This is a genomic window from Georgenia sp. Z1491 (assembly GCF_057652395.1).
On record NZ_CM172729.1, the window covers coordinates 1,767,641 to 1,791,648 of the forward strand.

The following is a 24,008-nucleotide window of genomic DNA, read 5'->3' on the forward strand; positions in this document are numbered from 1 at the left end:
ACCCATGAACCGTATGAACCGCACGAACCGCACGAACCGCACCACCACCTCGAACCAAGGAGCTCCCACCATGAGTGGAATCGACATCCGTCTCGGCCGCATGTTCGACAAGGACACCCGCCGCTCGTTCACGGTGGCCTTCGACCACGGCCAGTCGCTGCGCATCCCGGGCGGCCTCGGCAACCCGGTCGCGCTCCTCGAGCGCGTGGCCGCCGGCGGCGCGGACGGCATCCTGCTCAACAAGGGCATGCTCGCGCAGGCCTCCCACGTCTTCGCCCACCGCGGCGCACCGGCCGCGATCCTGCGCGCCGACTGGACCACGCTCGACCCCGCGATGAAGGAGGAGCAGGGCGAGGGCTACCGGCCGCTCGTCGACCCCGCCGACGCGATCGCGCTCGGCGCCGACGCCCTGTGCATGTACCTCATCGCCCGTCCGAAGTCCGACGGCATGTTCTACGACAACATCGCGAACGTCGCGGAGACGATCGACCGCGCCCACGCCGTCGGCCTGCCCGTCATCGTCGAGGGCACCCTGTGGGGGCTGCGCAACGAGGACCAAAAGGACCCCGAGGGGCTGCGCCAGGTCTGCCGCATCGCCGCCGAGCTGGGCGCCGACGCTATCAAGACCGAGTACGTCGGCGACGTCGAGGCCCAGCGCACCATCATCGAGGAGGTCGGCAACGTCCCCGTCCTCACCCTGGGTGGGGCTCCCGGTGACGACGCCGACGTCGCGGCCGCCGCGGCCGGCGCCATCGAGTCCGGCGCGCGCGGCCTGATCTTCGGCCGCAACGTGTGGCAGGCCGGCGACCTCGAGGAGCGCCTGTCCACCCTCGGCCGGATCACGCACCAGGCCGGCGACGCCCGATGAGGGCGGCGGTCTTCGGCGGTCCCGGCATCGTCGAGCTGCGGGAGGTCTCGACCCCGACCGCGCCGGAGGGCGGACTGCTCCTGCGCACCGGCGCCAACACCGTGTGCGGTACCGACGTGCGGATCATCCGCGGCGAGAAGTCGGCGGGCATCGACGTCGGTGTCGTCCTCGGTCACGAGATCGCCGGCGAGGTCGTCGAGCTCGGCGCCGGCGTGGACGGGTTCGCCGTGGGCGACCGCATCGGGATCAATCCGACCGTGCCGTGCGGGCGCTGCGCCTACTGCCGGCTCGGCCGGGAGAACCTGTGCAGCGACTCGAAGATCTTCGGGTACGCGCTCGACGGCGGTCTGGCCGAGTACGTCGCCGTCCCGGCCGAGGCGATCTCCCGCGGTGGCGTGTTCGTCGCGCCGGCGGACGTCCCGTACTCCTCGATCGCGCTCGCCGAGCCGCTGGGCTGCGTGCTCGGCGGGGCCGAGTCTTACGGGGTCGCGCCGGGGGAGACCGTGGTGGTGCTCGGCGCCGGGCCGATCGGCCTGCTCCACGCGCAGGTCGCCCGGCTCGCCGGGGCCGGCCGGGTGGTCGTGTCCGACCCGTCGGCGGGCCGCCGCGAGGTGGCGTCCGCGCTCGGCGCGACCGACGTCGTCGACCCGACGGTCACCGACCTGCGCGAGCACGTCCACTCACTCACGGACGGCCTCGGCGCGGACGTCGCCGTCGTCGCCATCGGGATCCCCGCCCTGTTCGCGCAGGCGCTGACGGTCGTGCGCAAGCGCGGTCGGGTCAACGCCTTCGCCGGCTTCCCCAAGGGGGTCTCCGCCGAGGTCGACCCGAACCTCGTGCACTACAACGAGCTCGTGGTCACGGGCGCGTCGAACTCGCGCCGGGTCGACCACCAGCGCGCGCTCGCGCTCATCGCCTCCGGTGCGATCGACGTCGCCTCCCTCGTCACGCACGAGTTCGCCCTCGAGGACGCCGTCGAGGCGATCGAGTTCTCCGCCGGGGGAGAGGGCATCAAGGTCGCCGTCCACCCCTGAGGCGCTGTCCGCGCCTGGGCCGTCCACGCCCGGCCCGACGCCCCGGGTGCCGCCAGTGGTCCGGTGCAGGCGGGCGGAGACCGGCCTGCGCGCTCAGCCGTCGCCGCCGACCTGGGCGATCTCGACGCCGGCCTCGGCCATGATCGCCAGCTCGTCGGCGGGCGCGTCGGTGTCCACGACCACGAGGTCGAACTCGGCGACCGAGGCGACCCGGTGGGTGGCGGCGTGCCGGAACTTCGAGCCGTCCGCCACGAGGATGGCGCGGGTCGAGGAGGCGAGCATCGCCTGCTTGACGTCGGCGTTCTCCTCGAGCGGGTGGAACAGCTCGCCGCCGACGAGCGCCGTGGTCGACATGAAGCACACGTCGGCGCGCACCGAGCGCAGGGTGGTCAGCGTGGTCGAGCCGTAGAGCGAGTCGAGCTCGGGCCGGTAGCGGCCCCCGGTGACGAACAGGCGGACGGACCGCAGCGCCGCGGCCTCGCGGGCCACGGCCTGGGAGTGCGTCACGATCGTCACCGGCCCGCGGTCGTCGAGCAGCGGCACCATGCCGAGCAGCGTCGTCGAGTCGTCGATCATGATCGTGGACCCGGCGTGCACCTCCTCCACGGCGCGGGCGGCGAGCTGCCGCTTCGTCGCCTGGTTGAGGGTGCTGCGGAACGCGGCCGAGGCCTCCGACATCGACGTGGCGCGCGCGGTGACGGTGCCGCGCGTGCGCGTGACGATGCCGCTGCGCTCGAGCTCGGCGAGGTCGCGGTAGACGGTCATCGTCGAGACGCCGAACTGCTGGGCCATATCGTCCACGGAGAGCGTGCCCGCCTCGAGCACCAGCTCCGCCATCGTCGCCAGGCGCTGCCGGCGGTCCTTCATCGGGACGGGTGCGGCGTTCATGCCCCGATACTGTCATGGCGATCACACCGCACTGTGAAATCAACACTGATGAGTGTGGAAGACGTCGAGGCTCTCGTGGTAGCGGTGGAGAGTCGACGTCGTGCTTTGTCCCGGTGCCCGGCGTACCGCGCAGGCATGGGGACCCCGCCCCGCCCCCGCGCGGGCGGGGCGGGCTCGGGCCGGTAGGTTGGACTCCGCACGAGGCCCGAGAGAGGTGAGCATGCAGGTGCAATGGGGTTCCGCCTCCGACGCGGGCGGCCGGCGCAAGATGAACGAGGACGCTGCGTTCGCGCGTCATCCGGTGTTCGTCGTCGCCGACGGCATGGGCGGGCACGCCCGGGGCGAGATGGCGTCGCGCACCGTCGTCGCCGCCTTCGGGGCGCTCGCGGACCACGAAGGATCCATCACGCCGGACGACGTGACGGCCGCGGTCCGCGCCGGCGCCGAGCAGATCCGGCAGACGATGGAGGAGGAGGCCCGGCAGGGCGGCCTCGGCCCGGACCTGCAGGACGTGATGGCGGGCACCACCGTGGCCGGGGTCGTGCTCACCCACTCCGGGGGCGAGCCGTACTGGCTCGTGCTCAATGTGGGCGACTCGCGCGTCTACCGCTTCTCCCGCGACCGCCTCGAGCAGGTCTCGGTCGACCACAGCCTCGTCCAGGAGCTCGTCGATGCGGGCGAGCTCGACCCGGACGCCGCGCGCACGCACCCGCGCCGCAACGTCATCACCCGCGCCGTGGGCACCGGTCTCGACGTCGAGGTCGACTACTGGATGCTGCACGTGGGCGCCGACGACCGCCTCCTCGTGTGCACCGACGGCCTGTTCGGCGAGCTCGGCGAGGAGGAGATCGCCGACGTCCTGCGGACCCGTATGCACCCCACCGCCGCCGCCGAGGAGCTCATCGAGCGGGCGGTCGCCGACGGCGGCGCGCGGGACAACATCACCGCCGTGGTCGTCGACGTCGACAACGAGGACGCGGTCGGGACGACCGCCACCGGCAGCGGGTACGGGCGCGCGGAGGTGGTGCCGCCGACGCAGGCCGACGAGATCGCCCGCAGCGAGCGCAGCCACGCCCTCACGGCGCCGAGCCCCGACGCGCCGCCCACGGAACAGACACCATTCCCGGCCCCGACGCCGGCACCCACTACCGCGGAGAGCTGACATGCACGAGTACACCTCAGGACGCTGGATCGCCGTCGTCGGGGAGAGCGCGGTGGCGCTCCTGGACCCGTCCCTCGGCGTCGACGACGCGCGGCGGCTGTGGGAGAACGACCGGGACGGATCCCGGCTGAGCCGATGGATCGAGGTCCTCGCGGCCCGCGGCATCACGGCTCTGCCGCCCTTCGCGCTCGTCGAGGCCCGCGACGACGGGCTGTTCGTCCTCGTGCGCGGCGACCTGGCCGTGCGCGCGGGCGCCCGCACCGTCACCGGCCGCGGCTACTCGACCTGGTACGAGGAGGTCGTCCACGGCGCCACCGACTTCGAGATCACGGCGCCGGAGGCCTCCGACGACGACGAGACCCTGCCCGTCACGACCGGCATCGTCCTCGCCGCCCGCGTCGCGTCGCACGCGCCGGCGGGGGAGACCAACGCCGGTCTGACCGTCGCCGAGGACGAGCACGGGAACGAGGCCGGGTCCGGTGGGTCCGGTGCCGCGGCGGTCGCTGCCGGCACCGCCGATGACGACACCACCGGCGGCGCGCCCGCCGAGCCCGCGCAGTCGGACGTCGCTGACGCCGGCGGTGCCGCGGGTGCTACGGCCGCCGGCCTCGCCGGAGCGGGGCTCGCCGGTGCCGGGGCGGCCGTCGCCGCCGATCTCGCCTCCGGCGACGATGACGACGCCGGTGCCGACGTCGACGCAGAAGCGCAGGGCGTCACCGCCGTCGAGGCGCAGGACGAGGCGCGGTCGGACGCGGAGGCAGAGGCGGCGGCCGAGGGCGCCGGGCTCGTGGACGCGGATGCGATCGCGGGCGAGCCGATCGAGTCGGTGCCGACCGACGTCGACGTCCCGGACGACGTGCCCGCCGAAGGTGGTAGCCCCGAGGGCGAGCCCGTCGCGGACGCGGGTGCCGCGGACGGTGGCCCCGAGGGTGAGCCCGTCGCGGAGGGAAGCCCCGAGGCCGGGGCTCCCGAGGCGCCGGTGGAGGCGTCGACGGAGACGGAGCCGGACGCCGTCGAGGAAGGGGCCGCCACGTCCGGCGGCCAGGACGCCTTCCAGGCCGACGAGCAGGGCGCCCCGGGAGCCGGTGCGCCCGACGCCCCCGAGGCCGCTGAGGTCGAGGGTGAGGGCTTCGCCGACCCGTTCCACGAGGGCGCGGCCCTCGAGCAGAGCGAGGACGTCGACGCGCACACCGACGAGCCCGGACGCCCGGACGACGCCGAGCTGGCCGAGGCTCTCGCCGCGGAGGACGACGTGGCGCTGACGGCGGAGCCGACCGCCGTCGACGGCTACGTGGGAGAGGGGCCGGAGGACACGAGTACTGACGGCGACGCCGACGGCCTCATCGACAACGTCCCCACCTGGTCCGACGAAGCGTCGGCGACCGGGGCGGGAGCAGAGCCGGGAGCCGAGGGCGCGGGTGACGACCTCGGACCGACGGACGCCCCTGACGCCGAGCACACCCAGATCTACGACGACGCCGCGGACGAGGGCCTCGGCCGCGACGTCCCCGCGGTCGAGGAGCAGCCCGTCGACGCGCACGCCGTCGACGCCGGATCCGGAGCTGCGCTCGAGGGCGCCGCTGAGCAGGCCCCGGCCGCCGGCGGGTACGAGCTCGACCATCAGGACCAGGGCGGCGCCCACGCCGACCAGGACGGCTACGACCAGCAGGGTTACGACCAGCAGGGCTACGACCAGCAGGGCTACGACCAGCACGGCTACGGCGAGCACCAGGGCGACGACCAGGGCGCCGGTGACGGCGTCGCCGGCCCGGACCACGACGGTGCGACGAGCATGGTCGCCGTCGGCGACTACGCCGAGGGCCTGATCCTCGTCCTGCCGGACGGGACCAGTGTCCTCGTCGACCGCCCGGTCCTGCTCGGTCGCGCGCCCGACGCCGCGCGGTTCAGCGGCGACGACGCCCCGCGGATCGTCCAGGTGCGCAGCCCCGAGCGCGACGTCTCGGCCACGCACGTGGAGGTCCGGCCGGCCGGCGACACGGTCGTGGTCACGGACATGGACTCCACGAACGGCACGGTCATCGTCCTGCCCGACCAGCCGGCATTCCGCCTGCACCCGCGCACGGGCGTCCCCGTGCCTCCGGGCGCGTACGTCGAGCTGGGCACGGATGCAGGGTTCCACGTCGACGTTGCCGGGCAGGTGCCCGAGCAGTGAGCCAGAAGCGTCCGGCGGGAGAGCCTCCCGAGCTGCACGGGTACGAGCACGTCCGTCTCCTCGGCTCGGGCGGCTTCGCCGACGTCTTCCTGTACAGCCAGCACCTGCCCCGGCGCAACGTCGCCGTCAAGGTGATGACCGAGGAGGCCGCCGAGGGGCAGTCGCGGGAGCAGTTCACGGCCGAGGCCAACCTCATGGCCCAGCTGTCCTCGCACTCCTCGATCGTGTCGATCTACCACGCGGGCACCTCGCCGGACGGGCGCCCGTTCCTCGTCATGCAGTACTGCCCGCTGCCCAACCTCGCCGAGCGCACCCGCCGCCGCCCGCTCGGGGTCGCCGAGTCGGTCGGCATCGGCGTGCGCCTGTCGGGCGCGCTGGAGACCGCGCACCGCGCCGGCATCGTCCACCGCGACATCAAGCCGGCCAACGTGCTGACCACCGAGTACGGCCGACCGGCGCTGACGGACTTCGGCATCGCCGGCCTGCTCTCGAACACCCTCACCGAGACCGCGGGCCTGTCGATCCCCTGGGCGCCCCCGGAGGCGATCGACGGACAGGTCACCGGGGTCGAGGGAGACGTCTACTCGCTCGGCGCCACGATCTTCACCCTGCTCGTCGGCCGTTCGCCGTTCACCCGCCCGGGGGGACCGAACACGCGCCTGGACTACACGACCCGGATCCGGCGCGACCCGGTGCCGCGCATCGAGCGAGAGGACCTGCCCGACTCGCTGCAGCGCGTCCTCGACAAGGCGATGGCCAAGCAGCCCGCGCAGCGCTACCGCAGCGCCGCCGACCTCGGTCGAGCGCTGCAGATCGTCGAGCAGGAGATGCGCCTGCCGATGACCGAGATCGAGATGCCGGACACCTCGTGGCTGGCACCCGACCCGCAGGACCGCCGCAAGGCACCGCGGGCGGCGCTGGAGAACCGGGAGGGCTCGCGTCGCGCCGACGACGCCTCCGGGGCCTCCGCCGACTCGTCGGCAGGCACGTCCTCCGGGTCCTCGCGTCCCTCGACCGGCTCGCGCCGCGCCGCGGGCGCAGCCTCGGCGCCCGAGAGCACCTCGGGCGATCGAGGTGCCTCTGCGCCACCAGGGCCCGGGACCGGTGCCGGCGGGACCGTTTCCGGAGGATCCGAGGGGCGCCCGGAAGCCGGCACCCCCCAGCAGGGTGCGGCGCGTCCGCCCGCGGAACCCACCCGGGTGAACTCCATCCGGGCCGTGCCGCCGCAGGCGCCGCCCGCGCGGTCGACCGATGCCCGGCCCCCGGCGGCGGCGTCGGCGGACAACGCAGGCGCCGCCGCCTGGGCGGGCCACCGGACCGGTCTCCAGGCCGGCATGCAGGGCGCGGACCAGGGCGGCCACCCGGGCGGCGCCTTCCCCGGTGCCGGGAGCCCCGCGAGCGCGGGCGTCGGCGCGCCGATGAGCCCCGGCGCCGGGAGCCCGGCGAGCGCGGGGGTCGGCGGGCCGATGCACCCGCCCGGCCACGGTCAGGGCACGCAGCCGGGTCCGGCGGGCTCCCGACGGGCCGGTTCCGGCGTCGTCATCACTGCGGTCGCGTGCGTGATGGCCGTCGTCGTCGCCCTGATCTGGGCGTTCGGCACGCTCACCGGGGACGACACGAGCAGCGGCGACGGCGAGGTCACGGCGGACGCCTCGGGCCCCACGACGATCGACGTCCCCGACCTCGTGCCTACCCCGGTCGACCTGGTCGGCACCCGTGCGGGCTCCACGGTCGAGTTCACGTGGGCGGCCCCGGACGAGCTGGACGGGCAGGACGTGACCTACGTGTGGCAACGTACGGACGGATCGTTCCCGCTCGCCTCGGCCGAGGAGCCCGTAGCATCGGTGGAGGAGCCGGGCGAGGTCTGCATCGAGGTGAAGATCCGGCTCACGAACGGCCGGACGTCGAACGAGCCGGCGACGACGTGCGTCGACGAGGAGGCATGACCCATGGGTATCCAGGTGGAGTTCTGCGGCGACTGGTTCCCGGTCGACGACGAGGAGCCGTTCGTCGTCGGGCGGGAGGGGCCGCTCGAGCTCGACGACAACCCCTACCTGCACCGCCGGTTCCTCACGATCGCCCGGTCGGGCGGTCTGTGGTGGGTCTCCAACGTCGGCACGCGGCTGACCGCGACGGTCGCCGACCCCGACGGCAACACGCAGGCCTGGCTCTCGCCGGGTGCCCGGCTGCCGCTCGTGTACGCGCGCACGACCCTGATGTTCACCGCGGGCCCGACCACCTACGAGGTGCTCGTCGCCAACGACGACCCCGCGTACTTCCCGACCCGGCCCGAGGACGAGATGGAGGTGGGGGAGACGACCATCGGTCCGGTCTCCCTCACGCCCTCGCAGCGGCTGCTCGTCCTCGCCCTGTCCGAGCCCGTCCTGTCGGGCCGGGGCACGACGACGTCGATCCCCACCTCCGCCGAGGCCGCCAACCGGCTCGGCTGGACCCTGACCCGGTTCAACCGCAAGCTCGACAACGTCTGCGACAAGCTCGCCCGCTACGGAGTGCGCGGGCTGCGCGGCGGACAGGGCAAGCTGGCCGTCAACCGTCGCGCCCGGCTCGTCGAGCACGCGGTCGCCTCCCGGCTCGTGACGGTCGACGAGCTCGAGCTCCTCGACGCACCGCAGGACGCGGACGCCGCCGCCGCGGAGTGACGGCCGGGGCCGGTCGTCGTCCCTGCCCCTCCTGACATCGGCGCCTGCCACGTCGACCGTCGTGACGCCGGCTCTCGCGACCACGGCACCGGCCATCCCGGGCGTTCACCCGGTGTTGTCCGTCCGGACCCATGCGGTCGGATCGAGGTGGGCAGGTTCACCGGAGCAGGTCGTCCACCCCGCGCCGCGGCCGGCGGTCCGGCGATAGTCTGCGCCAGGACGGTCCGGCGCGCCCTCGCGCCCGGTCGACGAGGCGGACACGGGGAGGCTCCGGCATGGCGTGGTGGCGTCGTCGTGCCCGGGACACCCGAGGTCCCGAGGCCGCAGACCGCACCGCCCCTGCGAGCGGGTCGGCCGCGGCCGAGCCGGAGGCCACGATGGCCGCCGAGACCGACGGCGGCCCCGCCCACCGACCCGCCACCCGGTCCGCCAGGCGGGCGGCCGGCACCACCCGAGCGGGTACCAGCCGAGCGGGCGCCCGCGCAGCGGGTGCCACCGGCGGCGTCGCCTCGCAGGCCGCGGACGCGGACGCGCGGCGCACCGAACGGGTGCGGCGTCGTCGGCGCTCCGTCGCTGCCGGTGCCGCCCTCGCGGTCGCCTCCACGGGCATCGTCGCCGCCGCCCTCGCCTACGACGGCGAGCCCGTCGCCGACATCGAGCTGCACGACGGCGGCGTGTGGGTGACGAACTCCGACGAGCTGCTCGTGGGACGCGTCAACTACCCGGTCCAGGAGCTCGACGGCTCGGTGACGGCCGCCTCCGCCGACGTCGACGTGCTCCAGGAGGGCAGCACCGTCCTCGTCGTCGACCACGGCGCCGCGCTCCTCCAGACCCTCGACCCCGCGACCGTGTCCACCGGGACGGGCGCCGTCACCCTGCCGCGCGGCGCCGAGCTCGGCCTCGGCGGGGACACGGTGGGCATGCTCGAGCCCGGCTCGGGCGCCCTGCGCTCGGTCCCCGTGGACCAGGTGGGCCTCCTCGGCGACGCGGAGGCCGCCCCCAACGCCCACGTCGGTGCCGACGGGCAGCTCGCCGTCGGGCGCGACGGCGCCGTCCACGGCATGTCGGTCACCGACGGCACGGTCGTGACGATCCCGGCGGGCACCGAGCCCGCCGGCGGCGGCCCCGCCCCGGCCGAGTCCGGCAGCGATGCACCCAGCGACGAGCCCGGGCCCCCCGAGGCCGAGGAGGGCGAGGAGGAGACGACCGAGGCACTGCCCACCGTGGACCTCGGCGTGGGCCCCGACCGGCTCGCCGAGGCCGAGCACGTGGCGCTGACCGCCGTCGGCGAGGAGCCCATGGGCGCCGTCGTCACCGAGGACCACGCCCAGCTGCTCGTCCTGCGCCCCGACCGCGAGCCCCTCGACCTCACCTCCTACGACCTCGACCTGACCGAGGTGGCCCTCCAGCAGCCGTCCGCCGCCACCGGACAGGTCGCCCTGGCCACCCGCGACGCCCTCGTGCTCCTCCCGGTCGACGGCGACGAGCCCACGATCATCCGCTCGGAGATGGCCGGCGTCCCCGCGGAGCCGATCGCCGTGGGCGACTGCGTCCACGGCGCGTGGGCCGGTGCCGAGGGCTCCTACCTCGTCCGGTGCGGGGACGCCGAGGCCGTCGACGCCCAGGTCCCGCTGCAGGGCTCGGACAACGAGCTGCGCCTGCGCACCAACCACGACCTCGTCGTCCTCAACGACACCCTCACCGGCACCGTGTACCTCCCGCAGGAGGACATGATGATGGTCGACAACTGGGACGACACCACCCCGCCCGAGGGCGAGTCCGAGGAGGAGACGGAGTCCACCGACGACCGCCTCGAGGACCAGCCGCTCGACCGCGAGGAGGAGAACCGGCCACCGCGCGCGGTCGACGACGCGCTCGGCGTGCGACCCGGGTCGGTCACCGTCCTCGAGGTCCTGGCCAACGACACCGACCCCGACGGCGACCTGCTCACCGTCACCGACTTCGGCGACGTCCCCGAGGAGACCGGGGTGCTGTCCTCGATCATGGGCGGCCGCGCGCTCCAGATCGCCGTCCCCGAGACGGCGACCGGCCAGGTCTCGGTGCCGTACACGATCACCGACGGCCGCGAGAACGGCGAGGCCGAGGGCACGATCACCCTGCGGGTCGTCCCGGACACCGAGAACAGCGCGCCGCAGGTGCGCGAGGACCGCGACCCGCGCATGGACCTCGCGCTCGGCGGCACCGGCGAGATCGACGTCCTGGCGTCGATGATCGACCCCGAGGGCGACGAGATGCTGCTCGCCCGCGCCGAGACCGACTCCGACGACGTCGTCCACTTCACGCCCGACGGGCGGCTGACGTTCGTCGACACCGGGACGAGCTCCGGCGTCAAGGAGGTCACCGTCGCCGTCTCGGACGGCACCGACGTCACCGAGGTGATCGTCCCGGTCGAGGTGCACGACGCCGAGAACCTCCCGCCCCGCGCGGTCAACGACTACGTATCCCTCAGCGTGGGCGAGGAGACGGTCGTCGAGGTGCTGGCCAACGACGTCGACCCCGAGGGGGAGCCGCTGCGGCTCGGCTCCGTCACCCCCGCCGAGGTCGCCGACGTCCGCCCCGACTACGACACGGGGCAGGTCCACCTCACGGGACTCTCGGAGGGGACGAACTACCTCGAGTACGTGGTGGCCGACTCGGGAGGCCAGGACACCACCGGCCTCGTGCGCGTCGACGTCGTCGCCCCGGACACCGAGGCGCCCCCGGTGGCCGTGCGGGACACGGCGCTGCTGCCGGCCGGCGGCTCGGTCCTGGTCGACGTCCTCGCCAACGACGAGGACCCCGCGGGCGGCCTGCTCGCGGTCCAGCAGATCGAGGTCCCGCAGGACTCGCCGCTGGTCGTCGCCGTGCTCGAGCACCGGATGCTGCGGATCTCCGCCGCGCAGACCCTCACCGGACCGCAGCGACTGACCTACACCGTCTCCAACGGCACGGCCACAGCCACCGGCGAGGTCGTCGTCCTGCCGATCATGTCCGACGTGGCCCCGCAGCCGCCGGTGGCCGAGCCCGACGTCGTCGACGTGCGCGCCGGCGACTACGTGACGATCCCGGTCCTGCAGAACGACTCGCACCCGCAGGGCCTGGAGTACACCCTCGACGCCGAGCTGTCCGAGGAGCCCGAGTCCTCCCGCGGCCACTTCTTCACCTCCGACCAGGTGGTCCGCTTCCGGGCACCCGAGACCCCCCAGACCGTCAACGCCGTGTACTCGGTGACCGACGAGAACGGGAACTCGGCGTCGGCGCTCATCACGGTCCGCGTCCAGGCGGCCTCGGACGCGAACTCGGCGCCCCTGCCCGAGCCTGTCGAGACCAGGGCCTTCGGCGGCGAGCGCGTGCGCATCCAGGTGCCGATGTACGGCATCGACCCGGACGGCGACTCGGTCCAGCTCCTCGGCGCCGGCACCGCCCCGCAGCTCGGCCGCATCGTCGAGGTCGGCTCCGGCTACCTCGACTACGAGGCCTACGGCCAGTCCTCGGGCACCGACACCTTCACCTACACCGTGCGCGACCGGCTCGGCGCCGTGGGCTCCGCGCAGGTGCGCGTCGCCGTCGTCCCGCCGCCCATGAGCAACTCGCGCCCCCAGGCGCAGGACGACTCCGTCCAGGTGCGCCCCGGCCGCACCGTCGACGTCGACGTCCTGTCCAACGACACGGACCCCGACGGCGACCCGCTCTACCTCGCCGACGACCCCGACGGCGGGCCCTTCGACGACGTCCCCGAGCTCTCGCCGCAGGCCACCGAGCAGCAGCGCGTGCGCGTGTCCACGCCGGCCGATCCGGCCACGTTCTCGCTGATCTACCGGGTCTCCGACCGCCGCGGCGGGCTGGACTCCGGGGTGGCGACGATCGACGTCACGCCCGACGCGCCGCTGCTGCCGCCGCTCGCGCGGGACGACCTCGTCGCGCCGGCCGACATCATCGGCCACGACATCGTCACCGTCCCCGTCCTCGCCAACGACGAGGACCCCGACGGCACGGCCGACGCGCTGACCGTCTCCCTCGTCGACCCGCCCGAGGGCGCGCGCGTGGCGGGAAACGACGTGCAGGTCCCGGTCCTGCCCACCCGGCAGGTCGTCACCTACCGGGTGACGGACCCGGACGGCCTCGAGGGCTACGCGTTCATCGACGTGCCCGGCTCCGAGGACACCGGTCCGGTCCTGCGGACGAACGTGGACCCGATCGAGGTGCACTCCGGGGAGCGCATCGAGATCGACCTCGAGCACTACGTCGTGGCCCCGTCCGGCCGGGACATCCGGCTGACCGACGAGACCCAGGTGACGGCGACGAGCTCGGACGGCTCGAGCCCGGTCGTCGACGCGACGACCCTGCAGTTCACCTCCGCGCCCGACTACTACGGGCCCGCGTCCATCACGTTCGAGGTCACCGACGGCGAGACCGCCCAGGACGGCCTCAGCTCGCGGCTCACGCTGCCGATCACGGTGGTGCCCGACGGCGTCAACATCCCGCCGACCTTCCGCGGCGGCGAGATCGAGGTCGTCCCCGGCGAGGACCCGGAGTCGGTCAACCTGCGCTCGGCGATCGACGACCCGGAGGACTTCTCCGCGCTGCGCCTGGAGGTCGTCGAGGACGGCGTGCCCGACGGCCTGACGGCGACCGTGGAGGGGCACACGCTCACGGTGGAGGCCGACGTCGACGTCGTGCCCGGCCAGACGCTCGACCTGCCGATGACCGTCTCCGACCCCGTCAACGATCCCGTCCCCGGGGTCGTGCGCGTCGAGGTCACCGCGTCGAACCGCGACATGCCGTCGGTGCCCGACGTCGACCTCGGCGAGGTCGAGCAGGGCGAGACCGAGGTGGTGGACATCCTCCAGGGCGCGTTCAACCCGTACGCCGAGGACGGCGAGCCGCTGACCGTGGTCTCCGCCGCCGCCGAGCAGGGCGTGGCGCGCGTCGAGCACTCGCTCACCGACGTCTCGGTGACGCCGGGCGAGGACTTCGTCGGGCCGCTCACCGTGCGGGTCACGGTCGAGGACGCCACGGGCCTGCCGACCAGGCAGGCCGAGGCGCGCATCTCGATGAACGTCGTCGGCGTCCCGGGCACGCCCGCGCCGCCGCGCGTCCAGGAGTCCCAGGACGGGGCCGTCGTGCTCACCTGGGCCGCCCCGGTCGCGAACGGCTCGCCGATCACCGGGTACACCGTCGACACGGCGGGCCAGCGGCAGGAGTGCGCGACGACGACGTGCACCGTCTCCGGGCTGACCAACGGCCAGGAGTACACGTTCACGGTCATCGCGACCAACGCCGTCGGCGACTCCGAGCCGTCGGCGCCGTCGGGCCCCGCGATCCCCGACGTGCGGCCCGAGCGGCCGGCGGCACCGTCCGCCGAGCGCGGCGACGGCCAGGTCCAGCTGTCCTGGGAGACCCCGGTCTCGCGCGGCACACCGGTGGAGCGGTACGACGTGCAGGTGACGCCGTCGACCGGCGGCGGCCAGGTGTCCGCCACCTCGACGAGCCACACGTGGAGCGGGCTGAGCAACGGGACGAGCTACACCTTCCGGGTCCGAGCGCACAACGGCGCCGACGAGCCGTCGGAATGGTCGCCGTGGTCGCAGGCCGTCGTGCCGGCCGGCCCGCCGAGCGCGCCGGGGACGCCGCAGGTGCAGCGCGTCGACTCGCCCGTCGCCGCCCAGATCACGGGCTCGTTCGGCGCGGCCGACGCCAACGGCTCGCCGATCACCGGCTACGAGGTCGTCATCTACCAGGACGGCGCGGAGTTCTCCCGGTTCACGACCCAGGACACCTCCTTCACGCAGGACGCGCCCGAGGGCCACGACTACTCGGTGGCGGTCGCCGCGACCAACGACGTCGACCAGGGGCCCGCGAGCCCCCGGTCCGGCACCGTCCGCTCGTTCATCCAGCCCACGGCCCCGGGGACCCCGACCGTCACCGCGACGGGCAGCGACGGCCAGGTCACGCTCGACTACGGCGCCGCCGACCCGCGCGGCGACGAGATCTCGCGCTACGAGTACTCGATGAACGGCGGTGGCTGGGAGACCCTGTCCGGTGACTCGGTGTCCGGCCTGACCAACGGCAGCAGCTACACCTTCCGCGTGCGCGCCTGCAACACGTACTGCGGCGACCCGTCCGGCGCCTCGTCCTCGGCGGTCCCGTTCGGGCCGATGGCTGACCCGACGATCCGGGCGAGCGCGAGCACCCCCTCCCAGTACGGCACGCCCGCCACCGTCGACGTCAGCTGGAGCGTCCCCGACGGCAACGGCCGGCCGATCGTCGAGGCCTACGTGGAGATCACCGGGCAGAGCCGGATCGACGCGCGCCAGCGCACGAGCATCACGATCAACCCCGCCGACTGGAGCACCGACTACCGGGCGACGATCACGGTCGTGCGCGACGACGGCTCCCGCACCACGCGCGAGGCGACCGCGAACGCCCGCACCGGTGCCGAGCCGGACCGGCCCACCCGCACCGTGACGATCGTCCGCGACCGGGACGCCCGCGGCGAACCGGGCACGCCGCCGTGCCTCCCGGACAACAACGACTGCGCGTTCCTCGACTTCACGTTCGACGGGTTCGAGCACTGGGGCGACGAGGCGCCGTACACGGTGACCTGGTACGACGACGACGGCAGCTACGGCCCGATCAGGCCCACGGACGGCTGGCCGAACCCGTCGCAGTGGACCCCGAGCGGGGACAGCGGGCGCGAGAACTCCCAGCGCTACCAGGGCAACCCGGTCACCCTCACGCTCGAGATCGAGAACGCGAGCGGCGCCGTGGTGGCGCGAGATACCCACCGGGTCGTCCCCTAGCGGGCGGCCGCGGGTCGTCCCGCATCGCCACCCGCTGACCCGCCCGCCGCCCCGTCCGTCCCTTCCCCGCACCACCGAGAGGACCCCATGACCGCCGTCACCCTCGAGCAGCTCTCCGAGGAGCAGGCCGCCTGGTACGCGAGCACGTTCGACCGCGTCGTCGACAACGTCGGCCGGGCCGTGGTCGGCAAGACCGGCGTCGTCCGGCTCGTCGTCACCGCGTTGCTGGCCGGCGGCCACGTCCTGCTCGAGGACTACCCGGGCACGGGCAAGACCCAGCTCGCCCGCTCGCTGGCCCAGACGCTGCGGGCCACGAGCTCGCGCATCCAGTTCACGCCCGACCTCCTCCCGTCCGACGTCACGGGCGTGTCGATCTACGACCAGGAGAAGAAGACCTTCGAGTTCCACCCGGGACCGATCTTCGCCAACGTCGTCCTCGCGGACGAGATCAACCGCGCCTCCCCGAAGACCCAGTCGGCACTCCTGGAGGTCATGGAGGAGGGCCGCGTGACCGCCGAGGGCCGCACCCACGAGGTCGGCGACCCGTTCATCGTGCTCGCCACCCAGAACCCCATCGAGCAGGCCGGCACGTACGCCCTGCCCGAGGCCCAGCTCGACCGTTTCCTCATCAAGACGTCCGTGGGCTACCCGGACCACGACTCGACCGTCGCCATCCTCACGGGCGCCTCGGTGCGCGACCGGGCCGCCGAGCTGCGCGCCGTCGTCACCGCCGAGGTCGTCACCGAGATGGTGCGGATGTCCGGCCGGGTCCACGTCGACCCCGCGATCGCGGACTACATCTCCCGACTCGTCACCGCGACCCGGACGGCCCCCGGCGTCGAGGTCGGCGTCTCCGTGCGCGGCGCGCTCGCGCTCGTGCGCTGCGCCAAGACCTGGGCCGCCTCCCAGGGCCGGGGCTACGTCCTGCCCGACGACGTCCGCGAGCTCGCGGAGCCCGTGCTCGGTCACCGCATGGTGATGGAGGCCGAGGCCCAGTTCGACGGGGCGACGGCGGCCGGCGCGCTCGGCACGGTCCTCGAGCAGGTCGAGCCGCCCGCCCACCGACAGGTCGCCGGGGACCACGACCGCTCGTGAACGACTCCCGCCCCGACGTCCCGGAGGCGGTCGAGCGGCACGCGGTCGTCCACGACCCCGCCGAACGTCCCGGCTCCGCGGCCTCCCCGTACACCGGATTGCCGCCCACCGGTCCCTCGCCCGGTTCGGCCCATTCGCCGTACTCGATCGGGTCGATGACCTCCGGCGGCTCCACCACGGGCCGCTGGCGCACGTCAGCCCGCGCCCGGGTGGGCGCGATCCCCGGGCTGACGACGGCGCTCGAGCGCACCATCGGCCCGCGCCGGGAGGTCGCCCGCGTCCTCGGCGGCGTCTCCGCGCTCGGCTGGACGGCGCTCGGCCTGGGCCTGGCCGGACTCGTCGTCGCCCTCGTGCTCGGCTGGGGCGAGGCGATGGCCGGCGGGGTGGCGCTGCTGGCGCTGTTCGCCGTCGCGGTCGCCTTCACCGTGGGACGGCAGAGCTACTCGGTGGACCTGCGGCTCTCGGACCGCCGCGTCACGGTGGGGGACCGGGCGCTGGCCGGCGTCATCGTCACCAACACCGGCGCGCGCTCCACCTCGGCGGCGCGCCTGGAAATCCCCGTCGGCCCCGGCCAGGTCGCCATCCCGCTGCCCGGGCTCGCCGCGCGGGACTCCGTCGAGGAGCTCCTCGCCGTGCCCACGCAGCGGCGCTCAGTGGTCGACATCGGTCCGGCCCGCACCGTCCGCGGCGACCCGCTGGGCCTCGTGCGCTCCGCGCGCACGTGGACCGAGGTCCTCGAGATGTACGTCCACCCGCGCACCGTCCGCCTCGCGCCGGCGTCGGCGGGACTCCTGCACGACCTCGAGGGGCGCCCCACCGCCGAGCTCACCGAGTCCGACCTGTCGTTCCACGCGCTGCGGGAGTACGCCCCGGGCGACGACCGGCGCTACATCCACTGGCGCACCTCCGCCCGCACCGGCACGCTCATGGTCCGCCAGTTCGAGGAGTCCAGGCGCAGCCACGTGGTGGTGGCCCTGAGCACCTCGGCCGCCGACTACGACGAGCCCGACGAGTTCGAGACCGTCGTGTCCACCGTCGGCTCGCTCGGGCTCCAGGCGATCACCGAGGACAAGGAGCTCACCGTCCTCACCACGGGCAGCCCGCTGCCGACGGTGTCGCCGCGCGCGCTGCTCGACGCCCTGACCCGGCTGACGATGACGCCGACCCGCACCGAGGTCGTCGACATGGCCCGCGAGATCGCCCTGTCCCACGCGCGTGCCACGCTCGCCGTCCTGGTGTGCGGCTCGCCCGTGCCGCTGCGGGACATCCGGGCCGCCGGCTCCGTGCTGCCCGTCGGCATGCGGGCCCTCGCCGTGCGCGCCGACCCCTACGTCGAGCCGAGCGTGGCCGCCGTCGGGCCGGTCACGGTCGTCACCGTGCCCCACCTCGACGAGCTCACCCGCGGGCTGCACATGGCGGCGCTGTGAACGCCCCCTCCGCCCTCGAGGAGGGCCGTCGGACCCGGGAGGCCAGCGAGGCGCTCGCCTACCGGGGCGACGCACCGACCCGTGCGGCACTTCGGCGTCGGGCCCGGATGCGCGTATGGGACGCCGTCGCGGTCCCGCTGCTCATGCTGCTCGCGCTCGCGCCGCTCTGGCCCGCCTACGGGGTCGGCCGGTTCGTCGTGCTCGCGCTCCTGGCCGTCGCCGCCGGGTCCGGGATCGCCCTGCTGTCCGCGTGGCGGCGCTGGGGCGCGCTCGTCACGCTCCTCGCCGTGCTGCTGGCCCTCGTGCTCCTCACCGGGGTGGCCGCGCCGGTGGAGGCACTCGTCGGCTGGCTGCCCACCCCGGCGAGCATCGGGGCCGTCGGCCAGGGCGTCGTCACCTCCTGGAAGGACCTGGTGACGATCCTCGCGCCCGTCGGCGCGACCGGGGCCGTCCTCACGGTCCCGCTCGTGGTCGGCGTGGTCGGCTCGGCGCTCGCGATGACGATCGCGCAACGCACCCGGCGGCCCACGCTCGCCGCGCTCGTGCCGCTGGCCGTGCTGCCCGGCAGCGTCCTGCTCGGCACCCGGGACACCGGGCTCGCGGTCCCGGTCGGACTCGCCTTCGCCGTCGTCGCGCTCGTGTGGGCGTCGCGCCGGTCGAACCGGCTGCACACGGAGCGGCCGGTCGCCACGGCGGTGCTCCTCGTCGTCGCGCTCGTCGCGGGCGGTGTCACGGGCCTGCTCTGGCAGGACGAGGACCGGCGCACGGTCGTCCGGGACCACGTGGCCCCGCCGCCGGATCTGCGCGACTACCCGAGCCCGCTCGCCGGGTTCCGCGCCTACCTCAAGGACCACCTCACCGACACGGTGCTCACCGTCGACGGGCTCGAGCCCGGCGAGCTCGTCCGGCTCGCCGCGATGGACTCCTACGACGGCACCGCCTTCACGGTGGCCCCGGGCGGCGAGGCGGGCACCGGGGAGTTCCAGCGCATCGGCGCCGCCGTCGAGGAGGGACTGCCCGGCGCGGAGGAGATCGACGTGACGATCGGGGAGTACCGCGACGTGTGGGTGCCGGTCGCGGGCCGGATCTCCGACATCACCTTCACCTCCGAGCGCTCCACGGACCTCGCGCGGTCGCTGTACGTCAACCCGGTCGCCGGCGTCGGGCTCGTCGAGGCCGGGCTGCGCCCGGGGGACCGGTACACGCTCCTGGCGGCGCCCGTCGAACGGCCGGACCTGGGCGCGCTCTCGGCCGCCCCCGTCGACGACCGGGCCCTGCCGCCCGTGACGGTGCCGGACTCGATCGCCACCGAGGCCTCGATCCTCGCCGCCGACGCGACGACGACACTCGCCCGCATCCAGGCCGTCGAGTCCGGCCTTAGGCAGGGCTACTTCAGCCACGGGCTCGAGGGGGACACGCCGTCGCTCGCGGGCCACGGCGCCGCGCGGCTCGACGCCATGCTCACCGGGCCGGCGATGGTCGGCGACCAGGAGCAGTACGCCGCGCTCATGGCGCTCATGCTGCGCTCGATGCAGATCCCCGCGCGCGTGGTCATCGGCTTCGAGGTGCCGAACGGGACGGGCGCGATCCAGGTCGCCGGCGAGGACGTCACGGCCTGGGTCGAGGTGCCGTTCGAGCAGTACGGCTGGGTGCCCTTCTTCCCCACGCCGGACGAGGACCGCATCTGGCAGGAGCAGAACCTCGAGCCGCAGGAGCAGCCCCAGCCGCAGGTCCTCCAGCCGCCGCCGCCCGTGCTCGAGCCGCCCGACGCCCCGCCGGCCGCCCGCCAGGACGTCGACGTGCGCGAGGAGCCCGACGAGCGGGAGAGCCGGCTGTCGATCGTCTGGGTGATCGTCGCCGCCGCCGGGGGCGGACTGCTGCTCCTGCTGCTGGCGCCCGTCGTCGTCATCCTCGCGTGGAAGGCCACGCGGCGCAGGCGCCGTCGCACCCGCGGCACGACCACGCACCGCGCGGTCGGGGGGTGGTCCGAGATCGTCGACGTCACCCGCGACCTCGGTGCCCTCGTGCCCGGTGGCGCCACCCGGTCCGTCGCGGCCGGAGCCGTCGAGCGCTCGCTCGGGGGGTCGGGTGGAGCCGGTCCCGCCGGCTCGACCGGCCCGGGCGCTGCCGCGGCGGGAGCAGGCGGCGTCGGAGCCGGTTCCGCAGGTGCGGCGTCGAGCGTCGGTCGGACCGCCACCGGTCCCGGGGGAGCGGCCTGGGGCACGGGACGGCCCGTCTCGGACCCCGGTCGCAGCGCGCGACGTCGCGGCGGGGAGGACCCCGACCGGGTGCGCCCCCCGGGGTCGACCGCCCCGGGCGGCGGCGAGACCGCACCGGACGGCGACGCAGAACCCGGGAGCGCGGCCGGCGACGGGTCCGCGGTTGCCAACCCGATCGACCTCAGCGCCGTCGACCTTCGCGGCCTGGCCAGGCGGACGGACGCACAGGCCTTCGGGTACCGCGAGCCGGACGACCGCGACGTCGAGAAGCTGTGGGCGGAGGTCGACGAGACCCTCGAGCGCATGCGCGCGGCGGCGGGGCGTCGGCGCTGGTGGCGCTCGCGGCTGTCCACGCGCTCGCTGCGCCGGCGTCGCGGCCGGCGGCAGCCGGGGTCCAGGCCCTGACCGTGCACGCGGGCAGGTCGGTGCACACTGATCCCATGCCTGGTTCCACGTCGGCGGTCCGCCGTGCCGCCCACCCGTCCGCCGTCCGGCGCGACTGGGCCACCTTCAGCTCGGTCCTCATGCAGCGCCAGACGGCGCTGCGAGACCTGTACCCGGCCGCCACGTCGGTCCCGCGCGCGCTCGGTGGGCTTCTCGCGCTGGCGCTCGCCGTCGTCGGGAGCCTCATGCTGCGCCCGGGAATCGCCGGAGAGCCGTGGGGCCCGCTCCAGGCACCGGTCCTCGTGATCGTCGGGATCGTCCTCGTCCTGGCCGCCGCGGTCCTGGCGATCCTGCTCATGCGGGCCGGGAACCCGGCGATCGCCGGCACGCTCGCCTGGGCGGTCCTCCCGACCGTGGTGACCGAGGACGGCCGGCGCCAACGGCGCGCCGGGCCGCTCACCGCGCGGCAGCACCAGGCGGTCGAGGAGGTCGGCCGGCTGCTGCCTCCCGGCCCGGTGCGGCTGCGCCAGGTCGGGGCGGGGCTGGCGATCCTCGCGACCGTGGCAGCCACGGCGATGGCGATCGGTCCGGTCGTCGAGCAGACGCGCCCCTACGCCAACGAGGCCATCCTCGGTGCCATGGTGGCCGCGCTGGTGCGCGCGGTGGCCTGCTGGTGGCTCGCCGTCGCGGCAGGACTGGGCGCATGGCGGCTCACCGTGGCTCGCAACGGCGGCCTCGGTCCGGGCGGTCAGGGCGCCCGTGTGTGGACCCTGCGCCGCGCGGGCATCGACGTGACCGGGGCCGGGGATTCCGCCCGCGAGGACGGTGCCGGGGACCGGTGGTCGGACGACGCGCCCGTGCTGGCGCCGCCGGTCTCGGGCGTCGAGGGCCACGGGGAGCGCCATCACGGCGGGCCCGGTGACCACGGGCACGGCTACGCGGCCGGGTACGGCGGGCCCGGTGACCACGGGCACGGCTACGCGGCCGGGTACGGCGGGCCCGGTGACCACGGGCACGGCTACGCACCTGGGTACGGCGCGGACGGCTACGGCGCACCGGGCCGCGGCCCGGCGGAACACGGCGGCCCGGGCTCCGGCACCGGGTGGCCGCCCGCGGGAGGCTACGACCCGCAGCCGCACGTCACCCCGCCGGGCAGCGGCTCGCACGCCCCCGCGCGCCACGGCGCGCAGGACCCTTCGCCGTCCGGCGCGCACGCCGCCGCGTCCTACGACGGGCACGGTCATGGCCACCCGTACCCGGGCCCTCCGGTCGGTGGCCCGATGGGCGAGCCGCGCGCGGCGACCCCGCCCGGCGCGGTCAGCCCCGACGCAGCGCCGGTCACCGCCGAGCCCGGCCCGCGCACCACGGGCACCCACGCCGCGCTCGGCGCGCACTCCGCGCCGGCGTGGCGGGAGACGGGGGAGTGGGAGGAGGTGCCGGACGTGCGCGTCGGCGGCTACCTCCTCGACGGCGGGATCACCCTGGTCGGCCGCGACCCGGAGCCGAGGGCGGGGGAGCTCGTCGACAACCTCATGGTCGTCCCGGACCCGTCGATGTCCAAGACGCACCTGTCGGTCCGCCTCACCGGCGCGGGCCTCCACGCGATCGACCGGGCCTCCACGAACGGCACCTTCTACGTGGCCGAGGACGGGTCGGTGAGCAGGCTCGAGCCGTGGCGCGAGGTCGTGGTGCCGGAGGGTGCCGTGCTGCGCGTCGGCGAGTCGCTCCTGGAGTGGGACGACCCGTGGTCGGAGGACGAGGACGAGGCCGGGCAGACGATCCTGCGCTGATCGCCCGGCAGCCGTCTCACCAGGCCTCGAGCAGCCGGAGCCAGACCTCGCTCATCGTCGGGTAGGCGGGCACGGCGTGCCACAGCCGGTCCAGCGGCACCTCGGCGACCACCGCGATCGTGGCGGCGTGCAGGAGCTCGGCGACGTCGGGACCGACGAACGTCATGCCGACGATCACCTCCCGCTCCTCGTCGACGACCATCCGCACCCGCCCGGCGTAGCCGTCGGCGTGCAGCGCCGCCCCCGCGACCGTGCCGAGGTCCTGGTCCACCACGCGCACGGGGACCCCGTCCCGCTCGGCCTGCGCCGCCGTCCGGCCCACGCTCGCCACCTGGGGGTCGGTGAACACCACCTGCGGTGTGGCGGCGTCGTCCGCCGTCGCGGCGTGCATGCCCCAGGGCTCGTCCTCCACCGCGACGCCCGCCGCGCGAGCGACGATCGCCGCGCCCGCCGCACGGGCCTGATACTTGCCCTGGTGGGTGAGCGGGCTGCGGTGGTTGGCGTCCCCCACGGCGTACAGCCACGCCAGCGGGTCGCCGTCCGGACCCAGGGCGCGGAGGGTGCTGTCGACCTCCACCCAGCCCTCGGGCAGGCCGGCGACGTCGAGACCCAGGTCCGGCTGCGGCTCGCGCCCGGTCGCCACGAGGATCTGCTCCGCGGTCACGGTCCGCCCGTCGTCGCACCGGACCGTGACGCCGTCGGACCCGCGGCTCACCTCGGTCGCCGAGACCCCGGTGCGGACGTCTGCCCCGAGCTCCGCGAGGGACTCGGCCACGGCCTCACCGGCGAACGGCTCGTAGCCGCCGAGCAGGCCGGAGCGCGCGAGGACCGTCACCTCGGCCCCCAGGTCCGTGAATGCCACCGCCAGCTCGCAACCGACGACGCCCCCGCCGACGACGACGAGACTGCCCGGGACCTCCTGCGCCGACACCGCCTCGCGGTTGGTCCACGGCCGCGCCGCCGCCAGGCCCGGCACGTCCGGGAGGTGCGGGCGTGAGCCCGTGGCGAGCGCGACGGCGTGCCGGGCGCGCAGGACGCGCTCCTCGCCGCCCGGCGCCGCGACCGTCACCTCCCGCACGCCGCTGAGCCGCCCGCGGCCGCGCACGAGGTCGATGCCGGCGGAGCGCAGCCAGTCGACCTGCCCGGCGTCGTCCCAGTCGGACGTGAAGGAGGTCCGCCGCCGCAGGACGGCCTCGACGTCCAGCCCTCCGGTGACGGCCTGCCGCGCACCGTCGACGGCCAGGGCGGCCCGGCGCGCCTCCCCGCTGCGCAGCAGCGCCTTCGAGGGCATGCACGCCCAGTACGAGCACTCGCCGCCGACGAGCTCGGCCTCGACGACCACCGCGGACAACCCGCCCCGCACGGCCTGGTCGGCGACGTTCTCACCGACCGGGCCGGCGCCGAGCACGACGACGTCCCACGTGTCGGCGTGGTCGTCCAGGCCCGGGTGCTCCCCGGCTCCGTGCGGCCCGGCCGCGGGAGGGTCGGGGGCCGTCGACGGTGGC

Annotated in this window: 13 protein-coding genes; 11 read left to right on the forward strand and 2 right to left on the reverse strand. The window is 75.0% G+C overall.

Annotated features, from left to right (window positions below):
• Window positions 1-70 precede the first annotated feature (70 nt).
• Both AC24HA_RS08285 and AC24HA_RS08290 read left to right on the forward strand, forming a co-directional pair.
• The gene (locus tag AC24HA_RS08285) at window positions 71-868 is read left to right on the forward strand and encodes a class I fructose-bisphosphate aldolase (RefSeq protein ID WP_425709067.1); all 798 of its coding nucleotides are present in this window, start codon (window positions 71-73) and stop codon (window positions 866-868) included.
• Entirely contained in the window at window positions 865-1,902 is a 1,038-nt protein-coding gene (locus AC24HA_RS08290) for a zinc-dependent dehydrogenase (protein ID WP_425709066.1), read from the forward strand. Before AC24HA_RS08285 ends, AC24HA_RS08290 begins: the two co-directional genes overlap by 4 nt.
• A 93-nt stretch (window positions 1,903-1,995) precedes the next feature.
• Here AC24HA_RS08290 and AC24HA_RS08295 read toward each other — a convergent pair whose 3' ends face one another.
• Window positions 1,996-2,790 (reverse strand): DeoR/GlpR family DNA-binding transcription regulator, encoded by a 795-nt coding sequence (locus AC24HA_RS08295; RefSeq protein WP_425709065.1) that lies wholly within the window; start codon window positions 2,788-2,790, stop codon window positions 1,996-1,998.
• Window positions 2,791-3,010: 220 nt separating this feature from the next.
• Between AC24HA_RS08295 and AC24HA_RS08300 the strand changes: the two genes are divergently transcribed.
• The 9 genes from AC24HA_RS08300 (at window position 3,011) to AC24HA_RS08340 (ending at window position 22,503) form a co-directional block, all read left to right on the forward strand.
• Window positions 3,011-3,952 carry a PP2C family protein-serine/threonine phosphatase gene (locus AC24HA_RS08300; protein WP_425709064.1) on the forward strand — a complete coding sequence of 314 codons (942 nt, stop codon included), beginning with the start codon at window positions 3,011-3,013 and terminating at the stop codon, window positions 3,950-3,952.
• A gap of 1 nt (window position 3,953) precedes the next feature.
• Entirely contained in the window at window positions 3,954-6,125 is a 2,172-nt protein-coding gene (locus AC24HA_RS08305) for an FHA domain-containing protein (protein WP_425709063.1), read from the forward strand.
• Window positions 6,122-8,071 (forward strand): serine/threonine-protein kinase, encoded by a 1,950-nt coding sequence (locus AC24HA_RS08310; protein WP_425709062.1) that lies wholly within the window; start codon window positions 6,122-6,124, stop codon window positions 8,069-8,071. The genes AC24HA_RS08305 and AC24HA_RS08310 overlap by 4 nt, the downstream gene beginning before the upstream one ends.
• A gap of 3 nt (window positions 8,072-8,074) precedes the next feature.
• Window positions 8,075-8,785: a hypothetical protein gene (locus AC24HA_RS08315; RefSeq protein ID WP_425709061.1), complete on the forward strand. Its 711-nt coding sequence runs from the start codon at window positions 8,075-8,077 to the stop codon at window positions 8,783-8,785.
• A 377-nt stretch (window positions 8,786-9,162) separates the two neighbouring features.
• Window positions 9,163-15,588, forward strand: a complete 6,426-nt coding sequence (locus tag AC24HA_RS08320; protein ID WP_425709060.1) for an Ig-like domain-containing protein — start codon at window positions 9,163-9,165, stop codon at window positions 15,586-15,588.
• A gap of 87 nt (window positions 15,589-15,675) precedes the next feature.
• On the forward strand, window positions 15,676-16,683 hold the full coding sequence (locus tag AC24HA_RS08325) for an AAA family ATPase (protein ID WP_425709059.1): 1,008 nt from the start codon (window positions 15,676-15,678) through the stop codon (window positions 16,681-16,683).
• Window positions 16,680-18,110, forward strand: coding sequence for a DUF58 domain-containing protein (locus AC24HA_RS08330; RefSeq protein ID WP_425709058.1), 1,431 nt, complete (start codon window positions 16,680-16,682; stop codon window positions 18,108-18,110). The genes AC24HA_RS08325 and AC24HA_RS08330 overlap by 4 nt, the downstream gene beginning before the upstream one ends.
• Window positions 18,107-20,734, forward strand: coding sequence for a transglutaminase-like domain-containing protein (locus AC24HA_RS08335; RefSeq protein ID WP_425709057.1), 2,628 nt, complete (start codon window positions 18,107-18,109; stop codon window positions 20,732-20,734). Before AC24HA_RS08330 ends, AC24HA_RS08335 begins: the two co-directional genes overlap by 4 nt.
• Before the next feature lie 35 nt (window positions 20,735-20,769).
• The gene (locus AC24HA_RS08340) at window positions 20,770-22,503 is read left to right on the forward strand and encodes an FHA domain-containing protein (RefSeq protein ID WP_425709056.1); all 1,734 of its coding nucleotides are present in this window, start codon (window positions 20,770-20,772) and stop codon (window positions 22,501-22,503) included.
• A 16-nt stretch (window positions 22,504-22,519) separates the two neighbouring features.
• Here AC24HA_RS08340 and AC24HA_RS08345 read toward each other — a convergent pair whose 3' ends face one another.
• On the reverse strand, window positions 22,520-23,944 hold the full coding sequence (locus AC24HA_RS08345) for a dihydrolipoyl dehydrogenase family protein (RefSeq protein ID WP_425709125.1): 1,425 nt from the start codon (window positions 23,942-23,944) through the stop codon (window positions 22,520-22,522).
• Window positions 23,945-24,008: the final 64 nt, after the last annotated feature.